The organism is Actinoplanes sp. M2I2, assembly GCF_023544445.1.
Lineage (GTDB): Bacteria > Actinomycetota > Actinomycetes > Mycobacteriales > Micromonosporaceae > Actinoplanes.
Window position 1 is genome coordinate 90,560 of the sequence record NZ_JALPVJ010000005.1, and the last position, 26,387, is coordinate 116,946.

22 protein-coding genes and 1 tRNA gene are annotated in these 26,387 nt (G+C 70.2%); 14 read left to right on the plus strand and 9 right to left on the minus strand.

What is annotated here, in order from left to right:
* Nucleotides 1-79: 79 nt before the first annotated feature.
* The gene (locus HJC40_RS11365) at nt 80-2,698 is read left to right on the plus strand and encodes a lipopolysaccharide biosynthesis protein (RefSeq protein ID WP_250000851.1); all 2,619 of its coding nucleotides are present in this window, start codon (nt 80-82) and stop codon (nt 2,696-2,698) included.
* Nucleotides 2,699-3,463: 765 nt separating this feature from the next.
* Here HJC40_RS11365 and HJC40_RS11370 read toward each other — a convergent pair.
* Nucleotides 3,464-4,030: a hypothetical protein gene (locus HJC40_RS11370; RefSeq protein WP_250000852.1), complete on the minus strand. Its 567-nt coding sequence runs from the start codon at nt 4,028-4,030 to the stop codon at nt 3,464-3,466.
* A 19-nt stretch (nt 4,031-4,049) separates the two neighbouring features.
* On the opposite strand from HJC40_RS11370, the gene HJC40_RS11375 reads away from it, so the two are divergent.
* The 4 genes from HJC40_RS11375 to HJC40_RS11390 all read left to right on the plus strand — a co-directional run bounded on the left by HJC40_RS11375 (nt 4,050) and on the right by HJC40_RS11390 (nt 7,043).
* Nucleotides 4,050-4,637: a hypothetical protein gene (locus HJC40_RS11375; RefSeq protein WP_250000853.1), complete on the plus strand. Its 588-nt coding sequence runs from the start codon at nt 4,050-4,052 to the stop codon at nt 4,635-4,637.
* 966 nt (nt 4,638-5,603) lie between these two features.
* Nucleotides 5,604-5,990, plus strand: coding sequence for a DUF2750 domain-containing protein (locus tag HJC40_RS11380; RefSeq protein ID WP_284043033.1), 387 nt, complete (start codon nt 5,604-5,606; stop codon nt 5,988-5,990).
* A 21-nt stretch (nt 5,991-6,011) separates the two neighbouring features.
* Nucleotides 6,012-6,482, plus strand: coding sequence for a response regulator (locus tag HJC40_RS11385; protein WP_250001548.1), 471 nt, complete (start codon nt 6,012-6,014; stop codon nt 6,480-6,482).
* Between the two features lie 213 nt (nt 6,483-6,695).
* On the plus strand, nt 6,696-7,043 hold the full coding sequence (locus HJC40_RS11390; protein ID WP_250000855.1) for a PRC-barrel domain-containing protein: 348 nt from the start codon (nt 6,696-6,698) through the stop codon (nt 7,041-7,043).
* Between the two features lie 6 nt (nt 7,044-7,049).
* Here the strand turns inward: HJC40_RS11390 and HJC40_RS11395 are convergent, their stop codons facing one another.
* The 5 genes from HJC40_RS11395 to HJC40_RS11415 form a co-directional block, all read right to left on the minus strand.
* On the minus strand, nt 7,050-8,048 hold the full coding sequence (locus HJC40_RS11395) for a 3-oxoacyl-ACP synthase III family protein (protein WP_250000856.1): 999 nt from the start codon (nt 8,046-8,048) through the stop codon (nt 7,050-7,052).
* A 351-nt stretch (nt 8,049-8,399) separates the two neighbouring features.
* Nucleotides 8,400-9,263, minus strand: coding sequence for an MHYT domain-containing protein (locus tag HJC40_RS11400; RefSeq protein ID WP_250000857.1), 864 nt, complete (start codon nt 9,261-9,263; stop codon nt 8,400-8,402).
* A gap of 171 nt (nt 9,264-9,434) precedes the next feature.
* Nucleotides 9,435-9,857: a hypothetical protein gene (locus tag HJC40_RS11405; RefSeq protein ID WP_250000858.1), complete on the minus strand. Its 423-nt coding sequence runs from the start codon at nt 9,855-9,857 to the stop codon at nt 9,435-9,437.
* A 90-nt stretch (nt 9,858-9,947) separates the two neighbouring features.
* On the minus strand, nt 9,948-11,168 hold the full coding sequence (locus HJC40_RS11410; protein WP_250000859.1) for an Ig-like domain-containing protein: 1,221 nt from the start codon (nt 11,166-11,168) through the stop codon (nt 9,948-9,950).
* 133 nt (nt 11,169-11,301) lie between these two features.
* A complete protein-coding gene (locus HJC40_RS11415; RefSeq protein ID WP_250000860.1) occupies nt 11,302-12,534 on the minus strand; it encodes an Ig-like domain-containing protein in 1,233 nt (410 codons plus the stop codon).
* Between the two features lie 212 nt (nt 12,535-12,746).
* Between HJC40_RS11415 and HJC40_RS11420 the strand changes: the two genes are divergently transcribed.
* Both HJC40_RS11420 and HJC40_RS11425 read left to right on the plus strand, forming a co-directional pair.
* Nucleotides 12,747-12,819: transfer RNA gene (locus HJC40_RS11420), tRNA-Lys, on the plus strand.
* Nucleotides 12,820-13,014: 195 nt separating this feature from the next.
* Nucleotides 13,015-16,464 carry an AMP-binding protein gene (locus HJC40_RS11425; protein WP_250000861.1) on the plus strand — a complete coding sequence of 1,150 codons (3,450 nt, stop codon included), beginning with the start codon at nt 13,015-13,017 and terminating at the stop codon, nt 16,462-16,464.
* 62 nt (nt 16,465-16,526) lie between these two features.
* Here the strand turns inward: HJC40_RS11425 and HJC40_RS11430 are convergent, their stop codons facing one another.
* Together HJC40_RS11430 and HJC40_RS11435 are read right to left on the minus strand one after the other, a co-directional pair.
* On the minus strand, nt 16,527-17,252 hold the full coding sequence (locus HJC40_RS11430) for a DUF429 domain-containing protein (protein WP_250000862.1): 726 nt from the start codon (nt 17,250-17,252) through the stop codon (nt 16,527-16,529).
* Nucleotides 17,215-18,114, minus strand: a complete 900-nt coding sequence (locus tag HJC40_RS11435) for a S1 family peptidase (RefSeq protein ID WP_250000863.1) — start codon at nt 18,112-18,114, stop codon at nt 17,215-17,217. Before HJC40_RS11435 ends, HJC40_RS11430 begins: the two co-directional genes overlap by 38 nt.
* 86 nt (nt 18,115-18,200) lie before the next feature.
* On the opposite strand from HJC40_RS11435, the gene HJC40_RS11440 reads away from it, so the two are divergent.
* The 3 genes from HJC40_RS11440 to HJC40_RS11450 all read left to right on the plus strand — a co-directional run bounded on the left by HJC40_RS11440 (nt 18,201) and on the right by HJC40_RS11450 (nt 23,492).
* Complete coding sequence (locus tag HJC40_RS11440) at nt 18,201-18,860, plus strand: response regulator transcription factor (RefSeq protein WP_250000864.1); 660 nt, start codon at nt 18,201-18,203, stop codon at nt 18,858-18,860.
* A complete protein-coding gene (locus tag HJC40_RS11445; protein WP_250000865.1) occupies nt 18,857-19,918 on the plus strand; it encodes a HAMP domain-containing sensor histidine kinase in 1,062 nt (353 codons plus the stop codon). Before HJC40_RS11440 ends, HJC40_RS11445 begins: the two co-directional genes overlap by 4 nt.
* Nucleotides 19,919-20,153: 235 nt before the next feature.
* Complete coding sequence (locus HJC40_RS11450) at nt 20,154-23,492, plus strand: CARDB domain-containing protein (protein WP_250000866.1); 3,339 nt, start codon at nt 20,154-20,156, stop codon at nt 23,490-23,492.
* Between the two features lie 86 nt (nt 23,493-23,578).
* Here HJC40_RS11450 and HJC40_RS11455 read toward each other — a convergent pair whose 3' ends face one another.
* Nucleotides 23,579-23,866, minus strand: coding sequence for a hypothetical protein (locus HJC40_RS11455; protein WP_250000867.1), 288 nt, complete (start codon nt 23,864-23,866; stop codon nt 23,579-23,581).
* Nucleotides 23,867-23,964: 98 nt separating this feature from the next.
* Here HJC40_RS11455 and HJC40_RS11460 point away from each other — a divergent pair, with 98 nt between their 5' ends.
* The 4 genes from HJC40_RS11460 to HJC40_RS11475 all read left to right on the plus strand — a co-directional run bounded on the left by HJC40_RS11460 (nt 23,965) and on the right by HJC40_RS11475 (nt 26,386).
* The gene (locus HJC40_RS11460; RefSeq protein ID WP_250000868.1) at nt 23,965-24,396 is read left to right on the plus strand and encodes a DUF2243 domain-containing protein; all 432 of its coding nucleotides are present in this window, start codon (nt 23,965-23,967) and stop codon (nt 24,394-24,396) included.
* Complete coding sequence (locus HJC40_RS11465; RefSeq protein ID WP_250000869.1) at nt 24,393-25,151, plus strand: cytochrome c oxidase assembly protein; 759 nt, start codon at nt 24,393-24,395, stop codon at nt 25,149-25,151. The genes HJC40_RS11460 and HJC40_RS11465 overlap by 4 nt, the downstream gene beginning before the upstream one ends.
* Complete coding sequence (locus HJC40_RS11470; RefSeq protein WP_250000870.1) at nt 25,141-25,455, plus strand: hypothetical protein; 315 nt, start codon at nt 25,141-25,143, stop codon at nt 25,453-25,455. The genes HJC40_RS11465 and HJC40_RS11470 overlap by 11 nt, the downstream gene beginning before the upstream one ends.
* An 82-nt stretch (nt 25,456-25,537) precedes the next feature.
* Complete coding sequence (locus HJC40_RS11475; RefSeq protein WP_250000871.1) at nt 25,538-26,386, plus strand: GDSL-type esterase/lipase family protein; 849 nt, start codon at nt 25,538-25,540, stop codon at nt 26,384-26,386.
* Nucleotide 26,387 lies beyond the last annotated feature (1 nt).

Consider the following 26,387-nt stretch of genomic DNA (forward strand, 5'->3'; position numbering starts at 1 on the left):
TGAAGATCCAGCCGCTCTCCCGTAGCACCCGAAACCGGCGAGTATCTACGCTTCCATCGTCGTTCTCTGGGGAGGCTGTGTGACCGCGACCGAGGTCAGAATGCCGCAAGGCTCGGTGCCGAAACCGGCCGGACGCCGCAGCAGCATCGTGACCGCCCTGAAAGGGCACGTCGACCTGTTCCTGAACGCCGGATCGCTCATCGCGACCACGGCGATCACCTCGCTGTTCGGATTCGCCTACTGGTGGGTCGCCGCGCGTACGGCGTCGCCCGAGGCGGTCGGCCAGGCATCGGCCGCGGTGTCCGCGATGACGCTGATCGGCACCATCGGCATGTTCGGCATGGGCACCATGCTGATCTCCGACCTGTCGCAGCTGCGCGGGCCCAAGTGGGAGCTGATCACCACCTGTCTGCTCGTGGCCGGCAGCGCCGCCACGGTCGGTGGCATCGTCTACGTGGCCGTCGCCCAGCTGTGGATCCCGGGCCTGCAGGAGGCGCTCGGCGGCACGTTCGGCAGCGTCCTGCTCATCGCCGGCATCGCGATCAACGCGGTCACCCTGGTGCTCGACGAAGCCCTGGTCGGCCTGCTCAAGGGTCCGTTGCAACTGATGCGCAACGCCTGGTTCGCGGTGATCAAGCTGGTGCTGCTGGGCGGTCTCGCCCTCGCGCCGATCACGCTGACCGGCAACGAGCTGCTGCTCACCTGGGTGTCCGGCATCGTGCTGTCCACCGCGATCCTGAGCGTCGCGCTGCGCCGCCGCCGCGTCATCGACTCCGCCCGCCCGCGGCTCGCGCTGCTCAAGGGCCGCGGCAAGTCGACCTTCGACCACAACCTGCTCAACCTGGCGACCTACCTGCCGCGCGCGGCGCTGCCGCTGATCGTCACCGCGGTGCTGTCGGCCGAGGCCAACGCGTCGTTCTACACGGCCTTCATGGTGCTGTCGTTCCTCGCCATGGTCCCCGGCAACGTGGCCCTCACCCTGTTCGCGGTGGCCAGCGGCGACAAGCGGGCGCTGACGTCCAAGGTGCGGGTCGGTCTGCTGATCTGCCTGGGCGGGGGTGTCCCGGTCGCGCTGGCGGTCTCGTTCCTGGCCCACCCGATCATGTCGCTGTTCGGCGCGGAGTACGCCGAGACGGCCGGGGACGCGCTGCGCATCCTCGCGCTGACCTATGTGCCGTTCGTCTTCCTGCACTTCTTCATGGCGATCTCGCGCGTGCAGGACAGGGTGCGCGGCGCCGGCATCTTCGCGCTCTTCGCCGGGGCGGCCGAGCTGGGCGCCGCCTGGTACGGCGGCAGCACCGGCGGCCTGACCGACCTGGTCATGTGGGTCGCCATCGTGATGGCCGTCGAGGCGGTCCTGGTCGCGCCGACCGTCCTGCGGGTCGTCTTCGGTGGCGCCAAGCGCCGCGGCGACAACGCGAACACCACGGTCATGACGCTGCACGAGCGCGCGTGGCTGCCCCTGGAGTACATCCGGACCGTCGGACCGCTGTACGGCGTGACCGTCGACGGCGTACGCCGGGCTCTGATCGGTCTGCACGCGGCCGACCCCAAGCACCGCGCCGTCTCCAAGCTCGACCGCGTCGGCGCCCGCTGGGAACACATGAACGGCGCCGAGTTCGCCCAGTTCGTGCACCGCGCCGTGCAGGACTCCGGCGACTGGTCGCTCGACATGGACGGCATGACCCGCAAGCTGCAGTCCGAGCCGCGCGGCATCCACCCGATCCGCATCCTCGTCGGCGCCGGCTACGTGGCGATCAAGGTCTCCCACGCGTACGGCGACGCCGGCCCCGTGAACCTGCTGGTCCACGAGCTGATCCAGGCGGCCGGCCAGGGTCGGGCCGCGGTGATCCCGCCGCTCGAGCGCAACCGGATGGCGCTGCCCAAGGCCTGGTGGAAGCAGTTCGGCACCAAGCCGGCCCGGTGGAAGGAAGGCATCAGCTTCGCCCGCCCGCCGGAGCCCGAAGAGACCCGCATGCGCAAGTGGCAGCCCAACCTGACCGTGCGCTCGGCCCGCTCGGCCACCACGCTCAAGCTCATGCGCCAGTGGCGCGACGAGTACTCCCCCGGCGTCACGACGTCGGCGATCACGTTCGCGGCCTTCACCGCGGCGCTGCACCAGCTGGGCCTCAAGCCCGACACCGGTGGCGCCACGTTCCTGGCCGACGGACGGCGCTTCCTCGACAAGGACACCCGGATCGACAGCAACTTCTGCATGGGGCCGTACCTGTCCCCGCAGAACATGATGGACCCAGCGTCGATCAACACGACCATCAAGAACGAGCTGGCCACCGGCCGCATCCTCACGATGATGGTGCTGCGCGAAGGCAAGATCGCTCTGGACGGCGCGCCCGGCATGCCCGACCCGTACCCCTCGGAACTGGCCATCCCGCCACGGCCCCGGCTGACCTTCAGCAACCAGGGCCGGCACGACCTGCTCGGCGACCTGCCCTGGTCGGTCGGGCCGGAGTGGCGGGTCAACCTGAGCGTCCCGACGCTGAACAGCCCCGAGGGCGTCACGCTGACCACCAGCGAGATGAACGGCGTGCTCCACCTGGAGGCGACGTTCCACGCGTCGACCTTCGACCCCAACCTGATCTCCAAGGCGATGGAGATGGTCCTCACCGACCCGTCGGCGCTGATCATGAACGCCCGCCAGGAATCGGACGAGCAGACCCAGATCCTCGCTTCGGTCTGAGACAAGCAGGTTCAGATCCTCGTTCCGCTCTGACAAGCAGGCTCTAATCCTCGTTCCGGTCTGAGACAACGCGAGCGCCCGGCCAGGTCAGCTGGCCGGGCGCGCTTATGTCCGGCGTGGGTCGCCGCTCATGTCCGGCGGATCTCAGCCGCCCTCGCTCATCCGACGCCGCGATGGTGGCGCCTCTTATGTTCCGGCACCCCGGTGCCGCTTTCCTCGGCCGCGCCCGGAGCCTCGGGCCGGCGGTCGCGGAGACCCGCTCATCGCCGTGATCACGGCGTCATCGACCGTCTCAACCCCGTCGCGCGGCTGATCCTCGTGCGCTGATCATGCTATAACGCCGATTGCGGCTTTTAACCCATTTCGTACGAGCCATGGCCGGTTTCGCCGTCGCCGGTGCTCAACGCCGGTCAGCCGACCGAACGAGCAGCCCACGCCAGGAGCGACCGGCCGGGTGGATGCCGGCGCGGGATCGGGAGAAGCCGACGCGTGCGCAGGCGCCGCCGGCAGCGCGCGCTCTCGTGACAGGCCGCGGGCGCGGAGCGGGCCCCGGCTCACCGACGCAATCGGCGGTCCCGGGACCCGCAGTTTCAACTCATCCGGCTTCCGCCGAGCCCTCGTTCGGCTTCCGGCGATTTCTCAGGCGGCTCCCACGGAGTCCTCACGCAGCTTCCGCCGAATCCTGGTCAGGCCCCTACGGAGCCTCACCCGACGGCTGCGGAGCCGGACTCGGCGCTACCCCCGCCCTTGGAGTCCGTGAGGCGCTCACCAGACGGGATGTGGTGCAAAGAATCCGGAGACAGTCTTCGTACTAGACAGCGGGCGGGGTGCTCGCGCTGGCGGACGGCGAGGGCCGCTGGGTGGACGGCCGGCTCGGGCGGTCGTCGCCGCCGGTTGCAGGGCGGCCATCGCCGGGGCGGCCATCACTCGGGCGACCATCACTCGGGCGACCATCACCGGGGCGGCCATCACCCGGGCGACCATCACCGGGGCGGCCATCACTCGGGCGACCATCACTCGGGCGACCATCACCGGGGCGGCCATCACTCGGGCGACCATCACCGGGGCGGCCATCACTCGGGCGACCATCACCGGGGCGGCCATCACTCGGGCGACCATCACCCGGACGACCATCACCGGGGCGACCGTCATCGGGGCGACCGTCGCTCGGGCGACCGTCACCGGGGCGACCGTCACCCGGACGACCATCACCCGGACGGCCATCACCCGGACGACCATCACCGGGGCGACCATCGCCCGGACGACCATCGCCCGGACGACCATCACCGGGGCGACCATCACCCGGACGGCCATCACCCGGACGACCATCACCGGGGCGACCCGGGCCGCCGTGGTGGTCGTTGTTGCGCAGAACCGGCAGCGAGAGCGAGAACGACTTGAACTGGGTGCGGTCGCGGCGGCCGCACGTGTCGAACGAGATGGTGGCGCGCAGGCGGGCGACACTGGCCCGGTCGAAGTCGGGGTTGACCTCGAAAGCGGTGAAGTCCGTGCGGCCCGGCCGCAGCGAGTCGCCGCGGGTGAAGGACGCGAAGCGCTTGCGGCCCGGGTACTCGACATCCACGTCACGACCGCTGACCCGCACCTCGACGTCACAGATCGGGCGATCCGTACGCCAGTAGAGCTTGACCAAGCTGTCCGTGTTGGCCTTGACCGCACCCAGCCAGCTGGAAGCCGGCTGCGGGCCCTTCACGGGCGCCGCCGAGGCGGGCGACGTCGCGGTCACCGCAGCCATGCCGAGCGTCGCGGTGGCCATGGCCACCAGCGTCCCGATGCGCTGACTGTTGTTCATGTGCAGATCCTCCAGTGGCTGATGGTGGTCCGGCGGAACGTCAACCGACAAACCGGACACTATGACCACCAAACGATCCTGGCGCCGCTTTACGCCCTGCTTCGGACGGAGTTCTTCTTTTTGAACTAAATGTTCAGCGACCGGTGGGCCGAAAAGACGATGCCGATCAACTCCCGATTCGCAGCCCGCCCAACCCACCGAAATAGACGCGACAGAAGGGCCCGCCATTCTCGCGAGTGAAGATCAACAATTGAGCGATATGCCGTGCCACCAGCACTTATAGGCGATTCCAAGAATCTCTCACCAATCAGGCCGCCGAGGTGATCGGTCGCGCCGGGGTGTGAACTGACCAGAGCACCACGCTGGAGGGAAGACCGACACAGGCGCTCCATGGTCGGTGGCGCCGCGCCCCGCACGAACGGTCGGACACACGACAGCCACAGCGGCGACCGGAGCGGGCGGCACGGCAACAACGGGTGGCACCGAACGCCGGCGCGGTCAGGGAGAAGGCCTGATCAGGGACCACGGCGCGACCACGATGGGCTCCGGCGAGACCAACAGCACACGTCGCACGAGGACCGGTTCAGGAACGACCACGAACCCAGCACTATGAGCCCGGCGACGCCGGCCAAGCGCGCGCTGAACGCCGGCACGGACCGTCGCGTGGGCGAGGCGGCGGCAGGGGCCGAGATCCATGGGCCGAGGCGGCCCACGACGACCACGCAGACCGGGCCGCGAGCCGAGACGGCCCAGTACGACCACGCTTACCGAGCCGGTGAGCCGGAGCGGTCCAGAAGGACCACACTTTCCGGGCCGGTGAGCCGGAGCGGTCCAGAAGGACCACACTTTCCGGGCCGGTGAGCCGGAGCGGTCCAGAAGGACGACACAGAGCGGGCGCGTGGGCCGGGGCGGCGGCGTGGGCCGGGGGTTGTGGGATGCCGGCGAGGCTGATCACTGGGAGTGCCGTCGGCGCGTGGTGACGTACTCGGAGGGGTGGGGTTTGGGGTTTCGCGTTGGTTCTCTCGTAAGACTCGGCCTCTCGTGGCGGTCTCATGCAGGACGATGGAGGGCGCTCGAGCAGGGATGGGAGAACTGATGTCGCTCAGTGGGGCGCACCGGACGGCCTTTCGGCGGGAGGCGACCCGTGAAGGGCGTGTCTTTCTGATCCGGGACGAGAAGGGGATGCCGGCACCGGCGGGGGACGACGGCCGGCGGACTGTGCCGTTCTGGTCGAAGCCGACTCGCGCCGGGCGGGTGGTGGATCAGGTGGCGGCCTACCGCGGGTTCGAGGTGGTGGCCGTCGACGTCGACGAGTGGCTCGACGGGTGGCTTCCGCGGCTCGAGAAGGACGGGATGTTGGTGGGGGTCAATTGGTCCGGGACACGGGCCACGGGCTTCGACCTGACGCCGGGCCAGGTGAGGCAGTGGTTCGCGGACGAGCGGGCGCTCGAGGAGGGCGAAACTGCAACCGCCCGGACGTAGGTGACGGTGGTGCATGCCCCTATGCTTGCGGCACAGCAACCAAGGGGGCTTTCCGTGCGCGATCTGCAGATCCTCGTCGTGGATGACGACGATGCCGACGCCCTCATGATTTCCGAGGCGTTGGAGAACGCGGCCACGCACACGAACGTCGAACGGGTGGCTGACGGGCGCGAGGCGCTGGAATATCTGCGGCGCGAGGGAGCCTACGCGGAGGCGAGCCGGCCCGACCTGATCCTGCTCGACCTCAACATGCCCCGGATGGACGGGCGGGAGACGCTCGCGGCCATCAAGAATGACGACCGGCTCAAGGCGATCCCCGTGGTGATCCTGACCACCTCCGGCGCCGCGCCGGACATCGTCTCGAGCTATCAGCACCGGGCGAACGCGTATGTGACCAAGCCGTTCGGGCTCGACGAGTTCGAAGCCACCGTGCGGTTGATCAACCGCTTCTACCGCGAGGTCGCCACCCTGCCGGCCGACCGCGAGCCGTAGACCGAGCCACCTCAGCGCGAGCCATGAACCGCGAGGGTCGCGTTTCTCCCCAGTGATTTACGGTCTGCACCAGGGTGCGCGGCGGCGCGTACGGCCGACGCCGGCGTCCGCCCATCAGGCCGACCACCTGTGGCGAGCTCGTGAGCAGCGGCGCCGTCTGCGGTTGCGGGGCCGCCAAGCTTAGGTCGCGCCTCGCTGGGGTAACGGAAGGTCATGACCCAGAACGAAGCTCCCGAGGACCTCGGCGCGCCGGTCGCCTATCTCGTGCTCAAGGACGGCACACCCGTCTACGACGAGTCGGGCGCGCACGCCGGCCAGGTCGAGCACGTGCTGGCCGACGAGCAGTCGGACGTCTTCCACGGGCTGATCATCGAGACGCCGCAGGGACACCGTTTCGCGCCGGCTGACAAGGTCAGCGGCCTGTTCGAGCATGGCGTGATTCTCACCGTGCCGGCCGCGGACCTGCCGGAGCCGAGTGAGGACCCCTCGGCCCGCGTCGCCGACGAGGGCCTCCAGGACAGGCTCAAGCGGGCGTGGAACTGGCTCGTCCAGCCCCGCTGACACCGGCTAGCGCCGGTTGGTGCCGCCCCAGCGCAGCAGGGACGCGCCGACCGACATGCCGCCGCCGAAGCCGGCCATCAGCACGATGTCGCCGTCCTTGAGCGCGCCCTTGCGGGCCGCGTCGTCCAGCGTGACCGGGACCGAGGCGCTGCCCACGTTGCCGTAGCGGTCGAGCGTCAGGTGGGTCGTGGCCGAGGACAGGCCGGCCTTTTCGACCAGCTCGGCCAGCATCACGCCGTTGGCCTGGTGGGGCACGAAGTGGGTGACGTCCTCGACGTCCACGTCGGCCCGCTTGAGCAGGGCCTCGAGCGCGGGCGGGACGCCGATGTTGACGAAGTCGCGGACGCCGCGGCCGTTCATCTTGAAGTAGTGGTCGCCGTTGGCCACGGTCTCGGCCGACGCGGGCAGGCGGCTGCCGCCCCCGGGCACGTGGATCAGCTCGCTGGCCTCGCCGCGCGAGACGAGCTCCATGTCGAGGAAGCCGTAGCCCTCGGCCACCGTGCCCACGACAGCCGCGCCGGCGCCGTCGCCGAAGAGCACGGCCGTGCGGCGGTCGCCGAAGTCGAGGATGCGCGAGTAGATGTCGGACGCGATGACCAGGATCTTGGCGTTCGGGTTCATCGCGACGAGGCTGTTGGCCAGGGCGACGCCGAAGACGAAGCCGGCGCAGACGACGTTGATGTCGAAGCACGCGGCCCGGTTCGCGCCGATCTTGTCCTGCACGAGGGTCGACGTCGGTGGTTGCGGAGAGTCACCGGTCGAGGTCGAGACGATGAGGTAGTCGATGTCGACGGCCTCGAGACCGGCATTGACGAGGGCCTCTCGCGCGGCCTCGGCGGCCAGGTCTGAAGCGGCCTCGTGCGGCGCCGCGAAACGGCGTGCCTGGATCATCGTCTTGCGGCTGACCCACTCGGGGTCGGCATCCGGCACGAGACGCACCAGATCCGCGTTGGTGACCACCTCGGCCGGCAGATATGAGCCGGTACCCAGGATGCCCACGCCCATGTTGACCCCACCTCTGATCGAACTCGCCACTCCCTGAGGAAAGAGGCTATCGGCTTTAGGCTATGACAGGCAGACAAGATCGTACGACCGGGCGGACCCTGGCGATCAACCGATCGGCCCAGCCACGAAGCTCCCGGAAACGGGTGGGTAACAAGTGGAGACCAAATGCACCGCGGTCGTTCGCTGTGTCGAGGGCCCACATACGCAGCGTTACCGGACCTGGAGATTTTCGGCCCGGAACAGCGGTTTCGGTGTCTTCAGATAGTGAACGTGTGTCTCGAGCACGGTGACGTCTTTCGACACAGAAGAGGGCCGGCCCCTGACGGGCCGACCCTCGGTGTTATTCACATCTCAGCGGGAGGAGCGATCCCGGTAGGTCCACGCGCCCGAGGCCAGACTGCCCGGCGTCGGCGGGGCGGCCTGCTGCGGGATCCGGGCCGCCGCCTCCTCACGGCGCTGCGCCAGGTAGGCCGCGGCCGCCCGGTCCTCCTCGGTGGGCGCGGACATCAGCGCATACGCGAGCCCGATGATGCCGAACACGACCGCCACCCCGATCGGGACCAGCATGCCGCTCGCGGTCGCGCCCGGAAGCTGGGCGTTCGACGAGTCCGTGTCGACCGACATGGCGGTCATGCCGGTGAAGTGCATGCCGTTCACCGCCACGCCCATCACGAGAGCCGCGGCGAAGACGACGAGCGGGCGGCGGACCGTGACGGCCAGCCAGAGCGCGACCGCCGCCGCGACCACTGCGATGCCGACGGACAGACCGACCCGGGTCATCCCGTACATGACGTCGCCGTGCAGTTTCATGGCAGCCATGCCCGTGTAGTGCATCGCCGCGACGCCCAGACCGGCGACGACCCCGCCGGTCACGATGCGCAGGTTCTGCGCGCCCTTGCCGAGCAGCGCGATCGCCAGGCCGATGCCGACCGCGACCACGGCGATGATGGCGCTGGCCGCGGTGAGGCCGACGTCGTAGCGGATCGGGGTGCCGACGACGCTGAAGCCGATCATCGCGACGAAGTGCATGCTCCAGATCGCGGTCCCACCGATCGACACCGAGGCCAGCGTGAGCCACCAGAGACGCTCCCCGCGCCCGACGGCACTCCGGAACCGGATGGCGCACGTGAGCCCCAGCATGGATCCCAGCACCGACAACAGGTAGCTGATGGTGGGCGTGATCCACCCATGGTCGAAGTGATGGATCTGCGCCATCGCGGTCCCCCTCTGACTATCCCGCTCCGGTAAGGCATCCTGCATTGCCGGACGAGATCGCGTCAGGGAACGTGACCAACCTGTGTCACGAACCGGCTGCAGCCGGTCAAACACCGCGCGTCGGCCGTACGGCTTGCCGCCCGATTAGATCCCTGAACTGGGACTCCGTGATCATCCGACGGTCTGCAGACCACTGTCCGAACAGACACTGGCCATGTCCGAGGCGGCAGCCCCGACGGCCGCGACAGCATCGGGCTCGCTCTCCGCGCCGGCCGCCGTGACCGCGGACGCGTGCGCCGTGGCCAGGCGATCGGCCGCGTCGGCGACCGGGGCGTCCGCGGTCGCGGCGGCCCGGACGATGCCGTCGACGACTCCGGCGTTCATCAGGGAGGACTCGGCTATCGCCCGGGCCAGGGCGGCGCAGGCCAGGGTGCCGGGCGGGTCGTCCACCGGCGGTTCGGACGACGGCGCCGCACTACTGGGCGACGCCGCACTGCCGGGTGGCGCCGGCTCGGGTCGCGCGGGCGGCTCAGAACTGCCGCCACACCCGGCCACCAGCAGAAACGCGACGGTCAACGGTACGAATCGCAACACTTGGCCAGGCTAGGCGGGCTTCACCCCGTACGGCAGCAAAAGGCCCGGTCGGTGACCGACCGGGCCTCGCTCACTCAGGTGTGGGACCGCTCAGAGGTAGGAGCCCTTCTTGTACTCGGCCCAGCTCATGTTCCAGTCGGTCCAGCCGTTGCCGTTCTTCAGCTTCTCCTCGGTGCCGGTGACCGTGATCGGGTCACCCATGAGGGTGCGGTCGAACAGCCAGGCGCCCATCTTCTCCGAGACGTTGACGCAGCCGTGCGAGACGTTGGTGCGGCCCTGCTTGCCCTCGGACCACGGCGCGGCGTGGATGAACTGGCCGCTCCACGTGATGCGCTGGGCGAAGTCGATCGGCGTCTTGTAGCCCTCGCCCTCGGGCAGCTCGTCGGTCGTGTCGAAGATCGTGTGCTTCTTCTTCTCGATGACGACCATCGTGCCGCTCGACGACGGGGTGCTCTTCTTGCCCAGGCTGACCGGGATGGTCTTGATGACCTTGCCGTTCTGCTTGACGATCATCTGCTTGGTCTTGTTCGACACCGTCATGACGAACGAGCGGGCGATCTTCAGGTCGACGGTGAGGTCGGAGCGGCCGTAGTAGCCGTTGCCCATCGGCACGCCGGCCAGCGCGACCTTGTAGAAGACCTTCGAGTTGGGCTTCCAATAGGTCTTGGTCCGGTAATGCACCTCGGTGGGGCTGGTCCAGTGCCAGGTGCCCTCCTGGGCCGGGGTGGCGGTGACCTTCATGCGGCGCTCGACGTCGTCGCGGTAACTCTCGGGGACCGAGCGGCCGAACCGGACGATCAGCGGCATGCCGACGCCGACCTGGTCGCCGTCACCCAGGAAGCTCGAGACGCGGATCAGCTTGGCCGGCTTGGCCATCGTGGTGAAGCTGCTGGTCGCGGTGTTGGTCTTGCCGTCGGCCTCGGGGCCGGTCACGGTGACCGTGATCTTCGACCCCCAGGGCAGGGCCTTGGCCGGGGTGAAGGTGCCGGCGTCCTTGTCGACGGTGCCCTCGATCTCCTTGCCGTCGGAGCCGGTCACCTTGACGGTGGTGTCCTGCGGGTCCTCGCTGGTGAACTTGATCGGCGCGATCGCCTGGACGTTCTTGGCGTCGGCGGCCGGCGAGCTCACGGCGACGGTGCTCGGCAGCGCCTCGGGCGTGGTCGCCTCGCCGTTCGGCGAGGCGCTGCTGCCCGGCTTGCCGCCGCCCTCCCAGGAGGACGACTTCTTGTCGCCGTCACCACAACCCGAGGCGAGCAGCACGCTCGCCGCGACCAGCGCAACCGCGGCCTTTCTGAATCCCCAGGTCTTCATGGTCCCCTCACGGCGTCGTTGGTGCTGGCGCCCAATACTGCCTTTATCTTCCCCGGGCACCAATCCCGGAATCGTGCCGCTCGGATAATCCGACCGACCATTTAGTCCGATTTGGAACCATTGGTCACATTGGTCACTGGAGTGCGGCGGGCACCGGCAACGCGCTGCCCTTGACGAACTCCGACCACGGCTTGTCCCACGGCGTCCACCCGTTGCCGTACGAGAGCTTGTCCTCAGTGCCCTTCACGGTGACCGGGTCGCCGATCAGGGTGCGGTCGAACAGCCAGCGGGCATTTCCGGGAGCGACATTCACACAACCGTGGGACACGTTGCGCCGGCCCTGATCGCCGACCGACCACGGCGCGGAGTGGATGTACTGCCCGCTCCAGGTCAGCCGCTGGGCGAACTGGATCTCGGTGCGGTAGCCCTCCTCGGGCCCGAGCTCGGCTGTGGTGTCGAACACCGTGTCGGCCTTCTTCTCCATCACGACCATGGTGCCGCTCGAGGACGGGGTGCTCTTCTTCCCCAGGCTCACCGGCATCGTCTTGATCGCCTTGCCGTCCTGCACCACGGTCATCTTCTTGCTCTTGTTGTCGACCTTCATCTCGAACTTGCGGCCGATCTTCGCCGTGGCCGAGCGGTCCCGGTCGCCGTACCGTCCACTGCCGGTCGGCAGGCCGCCCAGGGCGATGCGGACCTTGAGCGTGGTGCCGGACTGCCAGAACTCGGGGCCGCGGTAGTAGGCCTGGGTGCCGGTCGGCGTCCACGACCAGACACCCGGCTGGGCCGGCGTCGTGGAGACGAACATGCGGCGCTGCACGGCGGCGCGGTCGGCCTTCTTGATGCCCGGGCTGAACTCGACGACGACCGGCATGGCCACCCCGTACGTGTGGTCGTCGAACAGGTAGAGGCCGGTGCCCGTCTTGCGGGCCGGCTTGCCCATCGTGGTGAAGCTGGTGCCGGCGCTCTTGGTGCTGCCGTCCTCGGCGGTGGCGACGACGCTGGCGGCGTACTTCTGCTTGGTCTTGAGGGGCGAGCTGGGCACCCAGGCCGAGCCGTCCTCGCGCAGCGTGCCCGCGACCGGTTTGCCCGCGGAGTCCTTCAACGTGACAGTCGTCACCTTGGCGCCGGCGACCTTGAAACCGATCTCGGCGCTGACCGGCACCTCGGCCTTGCCCGTCGCCGGGGTCACGGCCAGGCTGATCGGCACGGTGGCCGACTCGGTGCGCGGCGAATCGGCGCTCGCGCTGGCGGACGGCGTGCCGACCCAGGCCGGGCTGCCGCTCTTGTCGTCCTTGCCGCACGCCGCGAGCGCGACCGGCGTGATCACCGCCATCGCCATGACTGCCACGAGCGTGCGCCGCATGCTGACCGTCCGTCCGTCCCGTTGTGGAGTTGCGGGGACATCCTGCCTCATGGATGCAAGAGATCGAGTCCTCCGCAGGGCTGAACCCGGGTCGTGCTCCCGTCCGGGACCCGGGGCGGCCGGCCCACCCACCCGGCCGGGGATCGCGTGGTGGGGGCCCGATTTCGGGGATCTCCGAAGTGCGTGCTAACGTTTTCTCCGTTGCCGAACGAGCGCCGCTAGCTCAACTGGCAGAGCAGCGGACTCTTAATCCGCGGGTTGTAGGTTCAAGTCCTACGCGGCGCACCGTTGATCTAGGCCCTGACCAGGCGTTCACTTCTGGTCAGGGCCTTTTTCGTGTAGTGGACGTTTCTGGCCTGCTGCGGGGAGCCGCGTCATCCCGGCGGCCTCCTTCGCTACGCCGTCCCCAGCGGGACCGGCCCCCTCATGAGGACGGGTGTAACGTCCGAACGAGTCACTCCCCATCCATCGGAGTCCGGGATGTCCGCGAGCCTGCTGACCACCATGGCCGAGCGCCTCGACGCCGCTCCCGGGGCGCCCCTCTACACGTTTCTCGATCGCCACGGGAAAGAGATCGACGCGGCCGACCGCCAGGAGATCGTGCGGCGGGCGGCCGGCACCGCCGACTTCCTGCAGGCGGCCGGGGTCGCGCCCGGCGACCGCGTGCTGCTCATCTTCCCGCCCGACGGTCTGGAGTTCGTCGCGAGCTTCTTCGGGTGCATGCTCCTCGGCGCGATCGCGGTCCCGGTGGCCAGCCCCGACCCGCGGCATCTCGATCGGGAACTGCCCAAGCTCCGGCACATCGCCGAGGACAGCGGCGCACGCGTCGCCCTCACCCATGCGAAGTACCGCGCGCTCACCACGCTGGCGTCGGTACGCGACGGCGTGGCGGGCCGCTGGCGCGGCCGCGAGACGTCGGCCTGGCCCGAACTCGACTGGCTGCTGTCCAATCGCGTCAGACGCGCCGATCCGGAGGCGGCCGCGGCCCGGCTGGCCCGTGCGGCCGCCCGGTTCGGCCCGGACGACGTCGTGTACCTGCAGTACACCTCCGGCTCGACGTCGGAGCCCAGGGGCGTCGTCGTGCGGCACCGGAATCTGACGCACAATCTCGAGCTGATCGCGCGCAACACCCGGGTCGACAGCGAGTCGGTGCTCGTCGGCTGGGTGCCGTTGTTCCACGACATGGGGCTGGCCGGCGGAATCCTCAACGCGATGTACACCGGGGCGCGCTGCATCGCCTTCTCCTCGACGACCTTCCTGGACTCCCCGCGTCTCTGGCTCGAAGCGATCGATCGCTACCGCGGCACGCACATCGCCGGGCCGAACTTCGGCTACGACTACGTCTTGCGCGGTCTGCGCGACGGCGACTCGTTCGACCTCTCGTCGGTCCGCTCCACCCTGCAGGGCGGTGAGCCGATGCTGGTCGCCACGATGGACCGCTTCGAAGCCGCCCTCGGCCCGATGGGCTTCGATCCGGCGTCGTTCGGCAACGTCTACGGCATGGCCGAGGCCGTGCTGTTCGTCTGCGGCCGGGTCGGCCGGAAGCCGACGCTGCTCCACGGGGATCGGGCCCTGCTGGATCGCGACGGCGTGATCGTCGCTCCGGCCCCGGGCGCACCCGCGGTGACGCTCGTGGGCAGCGGCGTGCCTGACGCGGAGTGGGGGGTTTCGGTGATCGCCGTCGACCCCGTGACCCGGCGGCCGCGGCCGCCCTACGCCGTCGGTGAGCTGTGGGTTTCCAGCCCCAGCGTGTCGAGCGGTTACTGGGGACGGACCGAGGAGGAGAACGCGGCCGTCTTCGCCGCGCGCCCGGCGACCGGGAACGGCCCGGACGACGGGCGGCTTTTCCTGCGTACCGGTGATCTCGGGGTGATCGGCGACGACGGCGAGGTGTTCATCTGCGGCCGCCTCAAGGACATCATCATCGTCGGGGGCCGCAACATTCATCCGCAGGATCTGGAAGCGACGGTAGTGGCGGCCGACCCGATTCTGCGTCCGGGCAACGCGGTCGCCTTCGGGGTGCGGGTCGACGGCGTCGAGCGGGTCGTGGTGGCGGCCGAGCTGCGCAGGAAGGTCATGCGGAACAGCAAGCCGATCCCGCTGGACCGCGCGGCCTCGGCGATCCGGGCCGCGGTGACCTCGCACTGCGGGGTGCAGTGTCACGAGGTCCTGCTGATGAGACCGGACAGCATTCCGAAGACGACCAGCGGAAAGCTGCGGCGCACACAGAGCAAGCGCCAGTGGACAGCCGGCTCGCTGCGGTCGTCGGCGATCTCGGGACAACGCAGGCCGGCGTGGAAGACGTTGCCCCGGGCGGGCCCGGACGGCGAGCCGGAGTACGTGCTCCGGCTGCTGCAGACCGAAGTCGCGGAGGTGCTGCAACTGACCGACCCCAATGACGTGTCGGTGGATCGGCCACTCCCCGACGTCGGCCTCGACTCGCTCGGGTTGATCGATCTGGCCCGGCGCGTCGAGGACCGGACCGGAGCGCGCATCCCGCCGGCGACCTCCGGCCCCGACTCGACCCTGCGGGCGATGGCAATCTCCCTGGTACGGCACTTCGAGCCGGCGCCCACCGAGCCGGGCGAGGCTCCGGACACCGGTGACGTCCCGTTCAGCGCCGCGCAGCGGCACGCCCTGGAGCTGGGGCAATGGGACGGGTGTACCCGTACGGTCATGCTCGACGTCCATCGGCGGCTCACCCCGGACCGCCTCGGTCGAGCCGCGTCCGCGCTGGTTGCCCGGCACGAGGCGCTGCGCCTGCGGTTCCGTCGGGACGACGGCCGATTCGCGCAGCGCTACGGCGACATCGAGGGCAGTTTCGCCGTCGAGTCGGTCACGCTGGACCGGCCCGAGGCGCTTTCGCCGCTCCTCAGCGAGCAGCATCGCCTCGTCAGCGTCGAGCACGGCCCGCTGCTGCGTCTCCTTCTGATCGAGACCGGCTCCCGGCAACGCCTGTTCATCGCGATCAACCACCTGGTCGTGGACAGGGTCACGCTGCGCATCCTGCTGGACGACCTGGATCAGCTCTGCCGGCTGGACGAACAGGGCGAGGCCCTGCGGCTGCCCTCGACATCGGCGCGCTTCGAGGTGTTCTCCGGCTGGATGAACGACTTCGCCCGCCGGGGCGCGAAGGCGGATCTGGAGTTCTGGCGTACTCAGCTGGCCGTGCCACCACCGGCCACCTACGACCCGCTGACGCATCCCGGCGTGCGGACGGACGACCTGGCCACCGCCCGCCACAGCCTGCCGCCCGAGGAGACGCGCGCGCTCCGCGACGTACGGATGACCGGGCCGGACGCAGGCCGCGCACCGCTCGCCACCACCCTGCTCACGGCGCTGGTGCGGACCGCTCAGCGCCAGTGGAGCTGCGGGCGTCTCGTGGTCGAGCTCTCCGGCTCGGGCAGACAGACAGCGGTGCACGGCCTCGATCTCTCGCGCACGGTCGGCGATCTGCACTGCACCTTCCCGCTCGCCTTCGAGGACAGCCGCTCCCAGGGCTCAGCCGAGACGCTGACCGCGGTGGGCGAACGGCTCGCCGGTGTCCCGTCCGCGGGTCTGTCGTTCGAAGGTCTCAAGTATCTGACCGACGATCCGGACGTGCGACAGAGCATCCGCCAGGCCCCGGCTCCGACGCTCTGGTTCAACTTCCAGGGCGAGATGCCGACGCGCAGCCGCAGCGGCCTCTTCTCCCTGAGCGCGGCCGCCATCAGTGACGTGTGGGGGCCCGAGGCCGGCGTACGGCAACCGCCGCTCTACGTCGAGTGCGCGGTCGTCGGCGGCACGACCCGCATCGTCTGGGAATACTCCCCCCGGCAGCTGTGGTGGACCGGGGCCGAGATCGATCAGTGGATGACCCGGTTCCGGGACGAGCTTCACCACCTGGCCCGGAGGGGCACGGGTTTCCCGGTCCGTCAGACGTCACGGTAGGCGGCGACCTCGTCGAGCATCGCGGCCAGGCATCGGTGGCCGCCATCCGGAGCACCCCGACGTCACGCCGGCAGGTCGTCGAGATCGCAGGTCGGCAGCGCTATCCAGCCCTCCCGCTGAGCGGCCTCCCGCTGCGCCGGGGTGGGCGGCAGCGTGTGGCCCAGGGCGGCGGCCCGGGCCGCCAGCGCGGCGATCACCGCGTCGAAGGCGTCGTGACTCCGCCGGCACACGGCCTCGAACGGGCCGAGCTCGAGCCAGGGGGCGGCGGCCAGCAACTCGTCCACCAGCGAGTCCTGGCCGGGCCGTTTGTAGCCGCGATGGGTCAGGCCCCACCGGCGCAGGGTCGCCGCGGGATAGACCTCGACCACCGGGCCGGCGCCCGAGCGGTCGATCGGCATTCCGGCGGCGGCCAGGTGGGACAGCAGGTTGGCGCAGCGGAAGGCCACGTAGGCGATGCGGTCGGCCGACACGCTGAGCGGGTTGAGACCGGCTTCGGCCCGGACGACCTGGTCGGTCACCCGGTAGGCGAGGCCCCGGCGCCAGGCGGCGTCGGCCGGCACCGGCCGCAGGTCGCCGTTCTGCTGCGCGGTGAGGAAGTCGACGAAGGCGGACGGCCAGCCGAGGGGGCAGTCCACGCCGGACTTGTCGGCCGCCTGGATCTCGTCGATCAGCTCGGAGTCGGTGACTCCCGTTCGCAGGCTGCGGACGGACGCCTGCCCGTCCCACTCGATGAGCGCCATCGCCGTGCGTTCATCGGCGGAGGCCAGGTCGACTCCCAGGGTCAGCACCCGGCACACGATAGGCAGCGCGACGGCGCAGCGCCCACACCGCGGCCGCGACCAGCACCAGAGCCACCGGGATGAGGGCCAGCTGCAGATACGTGGAAATCGAACGCGCGCCGGTCGCGGTGGCGGTGGCGGTGATCCAGTCGCTGATGTTGTCGGTGCGGGCGCTGAGGTCGGGGCCGGTGTGCGGGCAGCCGGGGCCGGCGCTCACCACCGCCACCAGCTCGGGACCGCCGGGGGTCGAGCGGAAGTACGGGCCGCCCGAGTCGTGCGGGCACGGGCTGGTGTCGTCTCGCGGGGCGATGCCGGACGTCTCGATCAGGGAATCGCCCACGGCGTCGATCGTGAAGCGGCCGGTCTGCATCCGTGTCGCCGGCGTCTGGCCGGCGGTCAGGCCGAACCCGGTCAGGCGGACGGTCTCGCCGGGGGACGGCGGGACCGTGGCGACCCGCAGCGGTGTGATGTCGGTGACCGCCGAGCCCAGTTCGGCCAGGGCCACGTCGGCCGTCTCCGACTGGTGGACCGCCACGACCTCGACCACGTGACCGCCGCGGCCGCCGGTGACCTGAGTGCGGCCGATCGTCGCGGTGGTGCGTTCGGCCACCGGACGGCTGACCCTGCGCCCGCCGGTGTCGCGGAAGCAATGGCCCGCGGTGACGACCCAGGTAGGGGCGATCAGCGCGCCTGAGCAGGAGCTGTCCCGGCTGCCGTGGTCGGGCGTGGGCAGGCCGGTCATCGTCAGCAGGACCGAGAAGGGATAGGCGCCCTCGCGCGCGTTCTCCCCGTTCGCGATGGCCGAGGCGGGACTCGCGAGACCCACGACGACCATCATCGCGGCCGCCGTCGCGGCGAGAAATCTGATCACGAGAGCAATGATGCGGAGCCACCCGTTACCCCGGCGTCAGCGGCGTCCTTACCGATCTTTTATGGAAACTGTGCGAGCGTGGAACCGTGCGGGTGCTGCTGGCGGAGGACGAGCGGGTACTGGCCGACACGGTGGCCGAGGGGCTGCGCCGGTTGGCGATGGCCGTCGACGTCGTCTACGACGGCGAGGCGGCGATCGAACGGCTCGGCGTCAACCGCTACGACGTCGCCGTGCTCGACCGGGACATGCCGCGGCGCACCGGCGACGAGGTGTGCCGGTGGATCACCGAGAGCGGATCGGGCACCAAGGTGTTGCTGCTCACGGCGGCCGCGGGCATCCGCGACCGGGTCGAGGGGCTCGGGCTGGGCGCCGACGACTACCTGACCAAGCCGTTCGCGTTCGCCGAGCTGGTCGCGCGGCTGCAGGCGCTGTCGCGGCGGTCGGGCCCGGCGCTGCCGCCCGTGCTCGAGCAGGACGGCGTGGTGCTCGACGTCGCGCGGCACACGGCGAGCCGGGACGGGGAGGTGCTGTCGCTGTCACCCAAGGAGTTCGCCGTGCTGCACGTGCTGCTGCGGGCCGGCGGGCGGGTGGTCAGCGCCGAGGACCTGCTCGAACAGGCGTGGGACGAGAACACCGACCCCTTCACCAACACCGTACGGATGACCGTGATGACGCTGCGGCGCAAACTCGGCGATCCCTCCGTAATCCACACCGTGCCGCGGGCCGGCTATCGGCTCGGCTCATGAGGCGGCGCCTGCTGGTGCTGTGCGCGATCGTGATCGTCGCCGGTCTCTTCGTACGCCCGGTCGCCTCGACCCTGCTGTCGGTGTGGTGGGACGTCACGCCGGGCTGGTGCCTGCCACCGGAACCGGACAGCTCCGACCTGATCTGCCGGCAGCTGTTCCGCCGTCCCAGCATCCCGGTGATCGTCGCCACGGCCATCGTGCTGGCGGCGCTGCTGGCGGCCTGCTACCCGCTGATCCGCTGGTGCCTGCAGCCGTTGCGCGATCTGACGCCGGTGATCGCGAACGTCGGCCCGCAGAATCTCGGCTACCGGCTGCGCCCCGGCGACGGGCACGACGAGCTGGCCGTGCTGGGCCGCTCGATCGACGAGATGATGGACCGGATCGCCGTCGGCTACGAGGCCCAGCGCCGGTTCGCCGCGGACGCCTCGCACGAGTTGCGCACCCCGCTCGCCGTCCAGCGGACGCTGATCGAGGTCGGGCTGGCCCGCACCCTCGGACCGGAGCAGCTGGAACTGCTGGCGGCGCAACTGCTCGAGACCAACGAGCGCAACGAGCGCCTGATCGAGGGTCTGCTGGTGCTCAGCGAGAGCGATCGGGGGCTGGTCTCCCGTACGCCGCTGCGGCTGGACCAGATCGCCGCGGAGGTTCTCGAGGCCCATCGGGCCCGGGCCGCCGAGGCCGGCCTCACGATCACCAGCGAGCTGTCGCCGCGGGTCGTGCTGGGCGAGCGCGTGCTGCTGGAACGGCTGGTCACCAACCTCGTGCAGAACGCGATCAAGTACAACCGGGCCGGCGGCGTCATCGACGTGCGGGTCGGCGACGAGCCGGCGCTGGTCGTGGCCAACACCGGCGACGACGTGCCGCCCGACGAGGTGCCGGCGCTGTTCGAGCCGTTCCGCCGGCTGAGCGGCGCCCGCATCGACCACAGCGGCGGCGCCGGTCTCGGGCTGTCCATCGCACGCTCTATCACCCGCGCCCACGACGGCATCATCGCCGCCTCCTCCACCGGCCACGACGGCCTGCGGGTTCAGGTGACCCTCCCCCGAGCCCTCCCCTGACGACAGCGCCACCGACGCCCCCCACCGCTCCGGTGACGGGGCGTTTTTGCTGCGTTCCCGACATCAGCCGTTGACGAAGTAGTGACGTATCTGAAACCTTGGATGCCTGTTCACGAAAAAACTCGGCAGCTACTACGAAATTCCGATGCAGCTTCGTGGCAGAAGTCCCCCGTCCCCCGGTGGTCGTCGAGCCCCCGAACCTCGGCGACCCCGCGCGCACAGCAAAGAGGACTTCATGAGAGGACGTCTCTTCACCGGCATCCTGGCGGCGGCACTGGTCGCCACCGGGATCTCCGCTCCCGCGTACGCGGCGGGCGGACCCAACCTCGCGCAGGGCAAGGCCGCGACGGCCAGCGGCGTCAACGGGCCCTACGGCGCCGGCAACGTCACCGACGGCAACGCCGGCTCCTACTGGGAAAGCCCCAACAACTCGTTCCCGCAGTGGGTGCAGGTCGACCTGGGCAGCAGCGTCGCGATCGACCAGGTCAAGCTCAAGCTGCCGGCGCCGGCCGACTGGGCCACCCGCACGCAGACGCTGAGCGTGCAGGGCAGCACCACCACCAGTTCCTGGAACACGCTGTCGGCCAGTGCCGGGCGCACCTTCAACCCGGCCAGCGGCAACACCGTCACCATCGACTTCACCGCCGCGACTGTCCGCTACGTCCGGGTGACCATCACGGCCAACACCGGCTGGCCGGCGGGCCAGTTGTCCGAGGTCGAGGTGTACGGCGTCGCCGGCCAGCCCGACCCGGACCCCGACCCCGACCCGCCGACCGGCGCCAACCTGGCCGCCGGCAAGGCCATGGAGGCGTCGAACAACGTCTTCAACTTCGTCGCCGCCAACGCCAACGACAACAACCTGGCCAGCTACTGGGAGTCGACCGGCTTCCCGGCCACGCTGACCGCCAAGCTCGGCTCCGACGCCAACGTCACCGGGGTGGTGGTCAAGCTCAACCCGGATCCGGCCTGGGGCCCGCGCACCCAGGCCATCCAGGTGCTCGGCCGGGCGCAGGGCGCCGCGACATACACCTCGCTCAAGGCCCGCGCCGACTACGCCTTCGGATCGGGCAACACGGTGACCATCCCGGTCACGGGCCGGGTCGCCGACCTGCAGCTCCAGTTCTTCAGCAACACGGGCGCCCCCGGCGCCCAGGTCGCCGAGCTGCAGGTGCTGGGCTCCTGGGCGCCCGCGGCCGACCTCGTCGTGACCTCGCTGACGTGGACACCCACCACACCGGACGAGTCGTCCACCATCACCGCGTCGGCCACCGTACGGAACTCCGGAACCGTCGCCTCGGCGGCGACCACGGTGGACGTGCGCCTCAACGGAAACACGGTCGGCAGCACGAACGTCGGCGCGCTCGCGGCCGGCGCGTCGAGCACCGTCACGGTCAACGCGGGACGGCGGGCCCAGGGCAGCTACCAGGTCTCGGCCGTCGTCGACCCGGCGAACACCGTGGCCGAGACCGACAACAGCAACAACACGTACACGTCGCCGGCCGCGCTCGTCGTGGGGCAGGCGCCGGGCCCGGACCTGCAGGTCCTGGCGGTCACCCCGAACCCGGCCAACCCGTCGGCGGGCGCGCCGGTCAGCTTCGCGGTGCAGGTCAACAACCGCGGCACGAGCGCGGCCGCGGCCAGCGTCACGCGGGTGGTGGCGGGCAGCACGACGCTCAACGCCACCACCGGCGCCATCGCCGCCGGTGCGACCGTCACCGTGAACGCCGGCCCGTGGACGGCCAGCAGCGGCGGCGCGACCGTCACGGCCACGGCCGACGCCACCAACGTGGTGGCCGAGACGAACGAGAACAACAACTCCCGTACGCAGTCGATCGTGGTCGGGCGGGGTGCGGCCACCCCGTACACCTCCTACGAGGCCGAGGCCGGGCGGCACAACGGCACCCTGGTCCAGGCGGACGCGCTGCGCACGTTCGGGCACACCAACTTCGGCACCGAGTCGTCGGGCCGCAAGTCGATCCGCCTGAACAGCACCGGCCAGTTCGTCGAGGTCACCTCGGTCAACCAGGCCAACTCGATCGTCGTGCGCAACTCGATCCCGGACGCCCCGGGCGGCGGTGGCCTCACCGCGACGATCAGCCTCTACGCGAACGACCAGTTCGTGCAGAAGCTGACGCTGTCGTCGCGCTACAGCTGGCTCTACGGCACGACCGACGACACCGAGTCGCTGTCGAACACCCCGTCGGCCGACGCCCGCCGGCTCTTCGACGAGTCGCACGCCCTGCTGTCCTCGTCGTACCCGGCCGGCACCCGCTTCAAGCTGCAGCGCGACTCCGGCGACACGGCGTCGTTCTACATCATCGACCTGGTCGACCTCGAGCAGGTGGCGCCGGCCGCGTCGCAGCCGGCCGGGTGCACGTCCATCACCACGTACGGCGCGGTGCCGAACGACGGCATCGACGACACGGCCGCGATCCAGCGGGCCGTTACCGACGACCAGAACGGCGTGATCGGCTGCGTCTGGATCCCGGCCGGCCAGTGGCGCCAGGAGCAGAAGATCCTCTCGCCCGACCCGGCCCGCGGGCAGTGGAACCAGAAGGGCATCCGGAACGTGGTGATCCGCGGCGCCGGCCTGTGGCACACGCAGCTCTACACGAACACCGAGCCGCAGAACGTGGTCGGCAACATCAACCACCCGCACGAGGGCAACGTCGGCTTCGACATCGACGACAACACGCAGATCTCCGACCTGGCGATCTTCGGCATGACGACGAACCGGGCCAACCGCGGCCACGGCATCAACGGCCGGCTGGGCAAGAACACGAAGATCAGCAACGTGTGGATCGAGCACGTCAACGTCGGCGCCTGGGTCGGCCGCGACTACTCGGACACGCCGGCCTACTGGAACCCGGGCGACGGGCTCGAGTTCAGCGGCATGCGCATCCGGGACACGTACGCCGACGGCATCAACTTCTCCAACGGCACGCGCAACTCGCGGGTGTTCAACTCGACCTTCCGGACGACCGGTGACGACTCACTGGCCGTGTGGGCGAACCCCCGCGTCAAGGACGCGTCCACGGACGCCGCTTCCAACAACCACTTCGTCAACAACACGGTGCAGCTGCCGTGGCGGGCGAACGGCATCGCCATCTACGGCGGGTCGAACAACTCGGCCGAGAACAACCTGATCTTCGACACGATGAACTACCCCGGCATCATGCTGGCGACCGACCACGACCCGCTGCCGTTCGGCGGGACGACGCTGCTCGCCAACAACGGCCTCTACCGGGCCGGTGGGGTGTTCTGGAACGAGGACCAGGAGTTCGGCGCGATCACGCTGTTCCCGTCGGGCAAGGACATCACCGGCGTCACCATCCGGGACACCGAGATCATCGATTCGACGTACGACGGCATCCAGTTCAAGACCGGCGGCGGAAACATGCCGAACGTCGCCGTCACCAACGTCAAGATCGACAAGTCGAACAACGGCGCCGGCATCCTCGCGATGAGCGGCGCCCGCGGCAACGCCAACCTGACGAACGTCTCCATCACGAACTCGGCCGACGGGAACATCGTCGTCCAGCCGGGCTCACAGTTCGTCGTCAACGGCGGCTGAGGTTGTGCGGCTGACGTTTTGAGGTGCGGCGCCGTCCCCGGGCCGGGAAGTGGGGGCGGCGCCGCACCGGTCTTCGGACCAGCCGGTCAGAGGCCGGACGGCGTGCCCGGGCTGTCGTCGGTGGAACCCTGCCCGAAGCGGCTGGGCCGCCCCGCCACCGCCGGATCGGGCGACAGGTTGGGCTGCCCGCCCTGCTCCCCCGCCTGCGGCTGGTGTTCCTCGTCCGGGTCGTACGCCAATGGCTTGTCGGTCTTGCTGCTGCCGGCACCCTCGGCCGCGCGGCGCTCTCCGATGCTGCCGTCCCCGACGGCCGTAGGCTCACTGCCCTCGTTCATCGGACTGTCGGCGCCGACACCCCACGGTTGCTCGCTCATGGGCGCCGCATACCCGTGTTCGGCCCGATCATTCGGCTCGTTTGCGGGGGATCTCCCCGGGTATCCCGACCGTCCACCGTGACCCGAGGGGACCGACCGTGCGGAACAACGTGCTGTCCGGGGCGTTGCTGGGGGTCGGGATCGCGGCGTTCGTCGACGAGACCGTCTTCCACCAACTGCTGCACTGGCACCACTTCTACGACAAGTCGACGCCGGCTGTCGGGCTCGTCTCCGACGGGGTGTTCCACGCCGCGAGCTTCTTCGCCACCGTGGCCTCGCTCTTCCTGCTCTCCTCGCTGCGGCGCCAGGGCGCCTTCCGGGCCCGGCCGTGGTGGGGCGGCCTGCTCACCGCGGCGGGCGCCTTCCAGCTGTACGACGGGACGGTGCAGCACAAACTCCTGCGGCTGCACCAGATCCGGTACGAGGTGGACCTGACCGCGTACGACTGGAGCTGGAACATCGTCGCCGTGCTGCTCGTCGCCGCCGGGGTCGTCCTGCTCGCGCGTTCCCGGACCGCGGTGGCCGCTTGATCTGGGGACTGGCCGTTCTGGCCGGGGCGTACGCGGTGGCGGTGGCCCGGCTGAGCCGGCGCGACGCCGACTGGCCCGCGGGCCGGTCGCTCGCCTGGTACGCCGGACTGGCGACGGCCGCGGCGGCCACGTTCGGCCACCACCACGACTTCCGCGCCCACATGTCCGCGCATCTGCTGCTCGGCATGGCCGCGCCGCTGCTGCTGGTCCTCGGCCGCCCGGTGACGCTCACGCTGCGGGCCCTGCCGGTGGGCCCGGCCCGCCGCGTGTCGCGGGTCCTGCGTACGCCCGCTCTGCGGATGGTGACCCACCCGGTGACCGCGGCCGTCCTCGACGCCGGCGGGCTGTGGTTGCTCTACACGACCGACCTCTACGCGCAGGCGCTGGCCCGGCCGTGGCTGCACACCCTGGTCCAGGCGCACATGCTCCTGGCCGGCGGTCTGCTCACCGCGGCCGTCATCGGCCGCGACCCGGCGCCGCACCGGCCGGGACCGATCGTCCGGGGCGCGGTGTTCCTGGCCTTCGTCGCCGCCCACGGCATCCTGGCCAAGCATCTGTACGGGTATCCGCCGCCGGGCGTGCCGGCCGGTGAAGCCGCGGCCGGCGCGCAGATCATGTATTACGGCGGCGACCTGCTGCACCTGGTGGTGATCGTGCTGTTCTTCCGGCAGTGCTTCGCCCCCACCCGCCAACGCCGCCCCTGGCGGCTGGTTTCCGTCGCCCCGGCCGGGGAATCCCGGGGAGATGCAGCCTGAGACCCCGACGCAGCCCTTGCCCATCGCCCGCGTCAACGTGGGCATGACCGTCGCCGACTCGGCCGGCGAGGAAGTCGGCAAGGTGACCGCCGTGCAGATGCCGGACACCGACGTCCGCCCCGACGTGGCCGTCGGGGTGGCCGAGCGCCTGATGGCCGCCGGCTACCTGCGGATCGACGGGACCGGCTTCCTGTCCAACGACGTCTACGCCGGTGGCGACCAGATCGCCGAGTCGGTCGAGGGCGAGCCCGCCACCGTGACGCTGAACGTGCCCCGGTCGGAGCTCTTCCGCACGGAAAGCTGACAGCTGCGAACCTGGCACCCCCGTGCCAGGGTCGATGACATATCGTGCCTGAGTGGTTGCATTCCGTCACTCAGGAGGCTCGATGGTTCGCCGTTGGCATCTCGCCGCCCTCGCCGTCCTCGCCGTCTTCGCGCTGGCCTGCGAGGCGGGGGCCGGGGGCGCGGGCGGCTCCGACCCCGGACCCACCGGCGCTCCCGCGAAGGGCTACCCGTCCTCGATGGCCGCCCTCGGCGACTCGATCACGGCCGGCTTCGGCAGCTGCGGGACGTTCCTCGCCTGCAGCCGCAACTCGTGGTCCACCGGCAGCGCCGAGGCGGTCGACAGCCACTACCGGCGGATCCTGGCCAAGAACCCGAAGATCAGGGGCAAGGCCCGCAACTTCGCCCGCCCCGGCGCCGAGGCCGACGCGCTCCCGGCCCAGGTCGCCCAGGCCATCGACATGAAGGCGCAGTACGTCACGATCCTCATCGGAGCCAACGACGCCTGCGCCGCGGCGCCGTCGGGCATGACGTCGGTGGCCGCCTTCCGCCGCGACGTCGACCGGGCGCTGACCCGCCTCAAGAAGGGCCTGCCCAAGGCCGAGGTGCTGGTCGCCGGCATCCCCGACCTCTACCGCCTCTGGCAGCTGGGCCGCAAGGACGCCCAGGCCGTACGCGCGTGGCAGCGCTTCGACACCTGCCGGTCCATGCTGGCCGACCCCACCTCGACCGACGAGTCCGACGACGCCCGGCGCCGCCAGGTCCGCACCCGCATCAACGACTACAACGACGAGCTGCGCCAGGCCTGCGACAAGTACGGCGCCCGGTGCCGCTGGGACGACGACTCGCACGAGACCAGCTTCAACCTCGACCGGGTCAACCGGGTCGACTACTTCCACCCGAACGTCGAGGGCCAGGCCCAACTGGCCGACGCCACCTACGAACGCTTCTGAG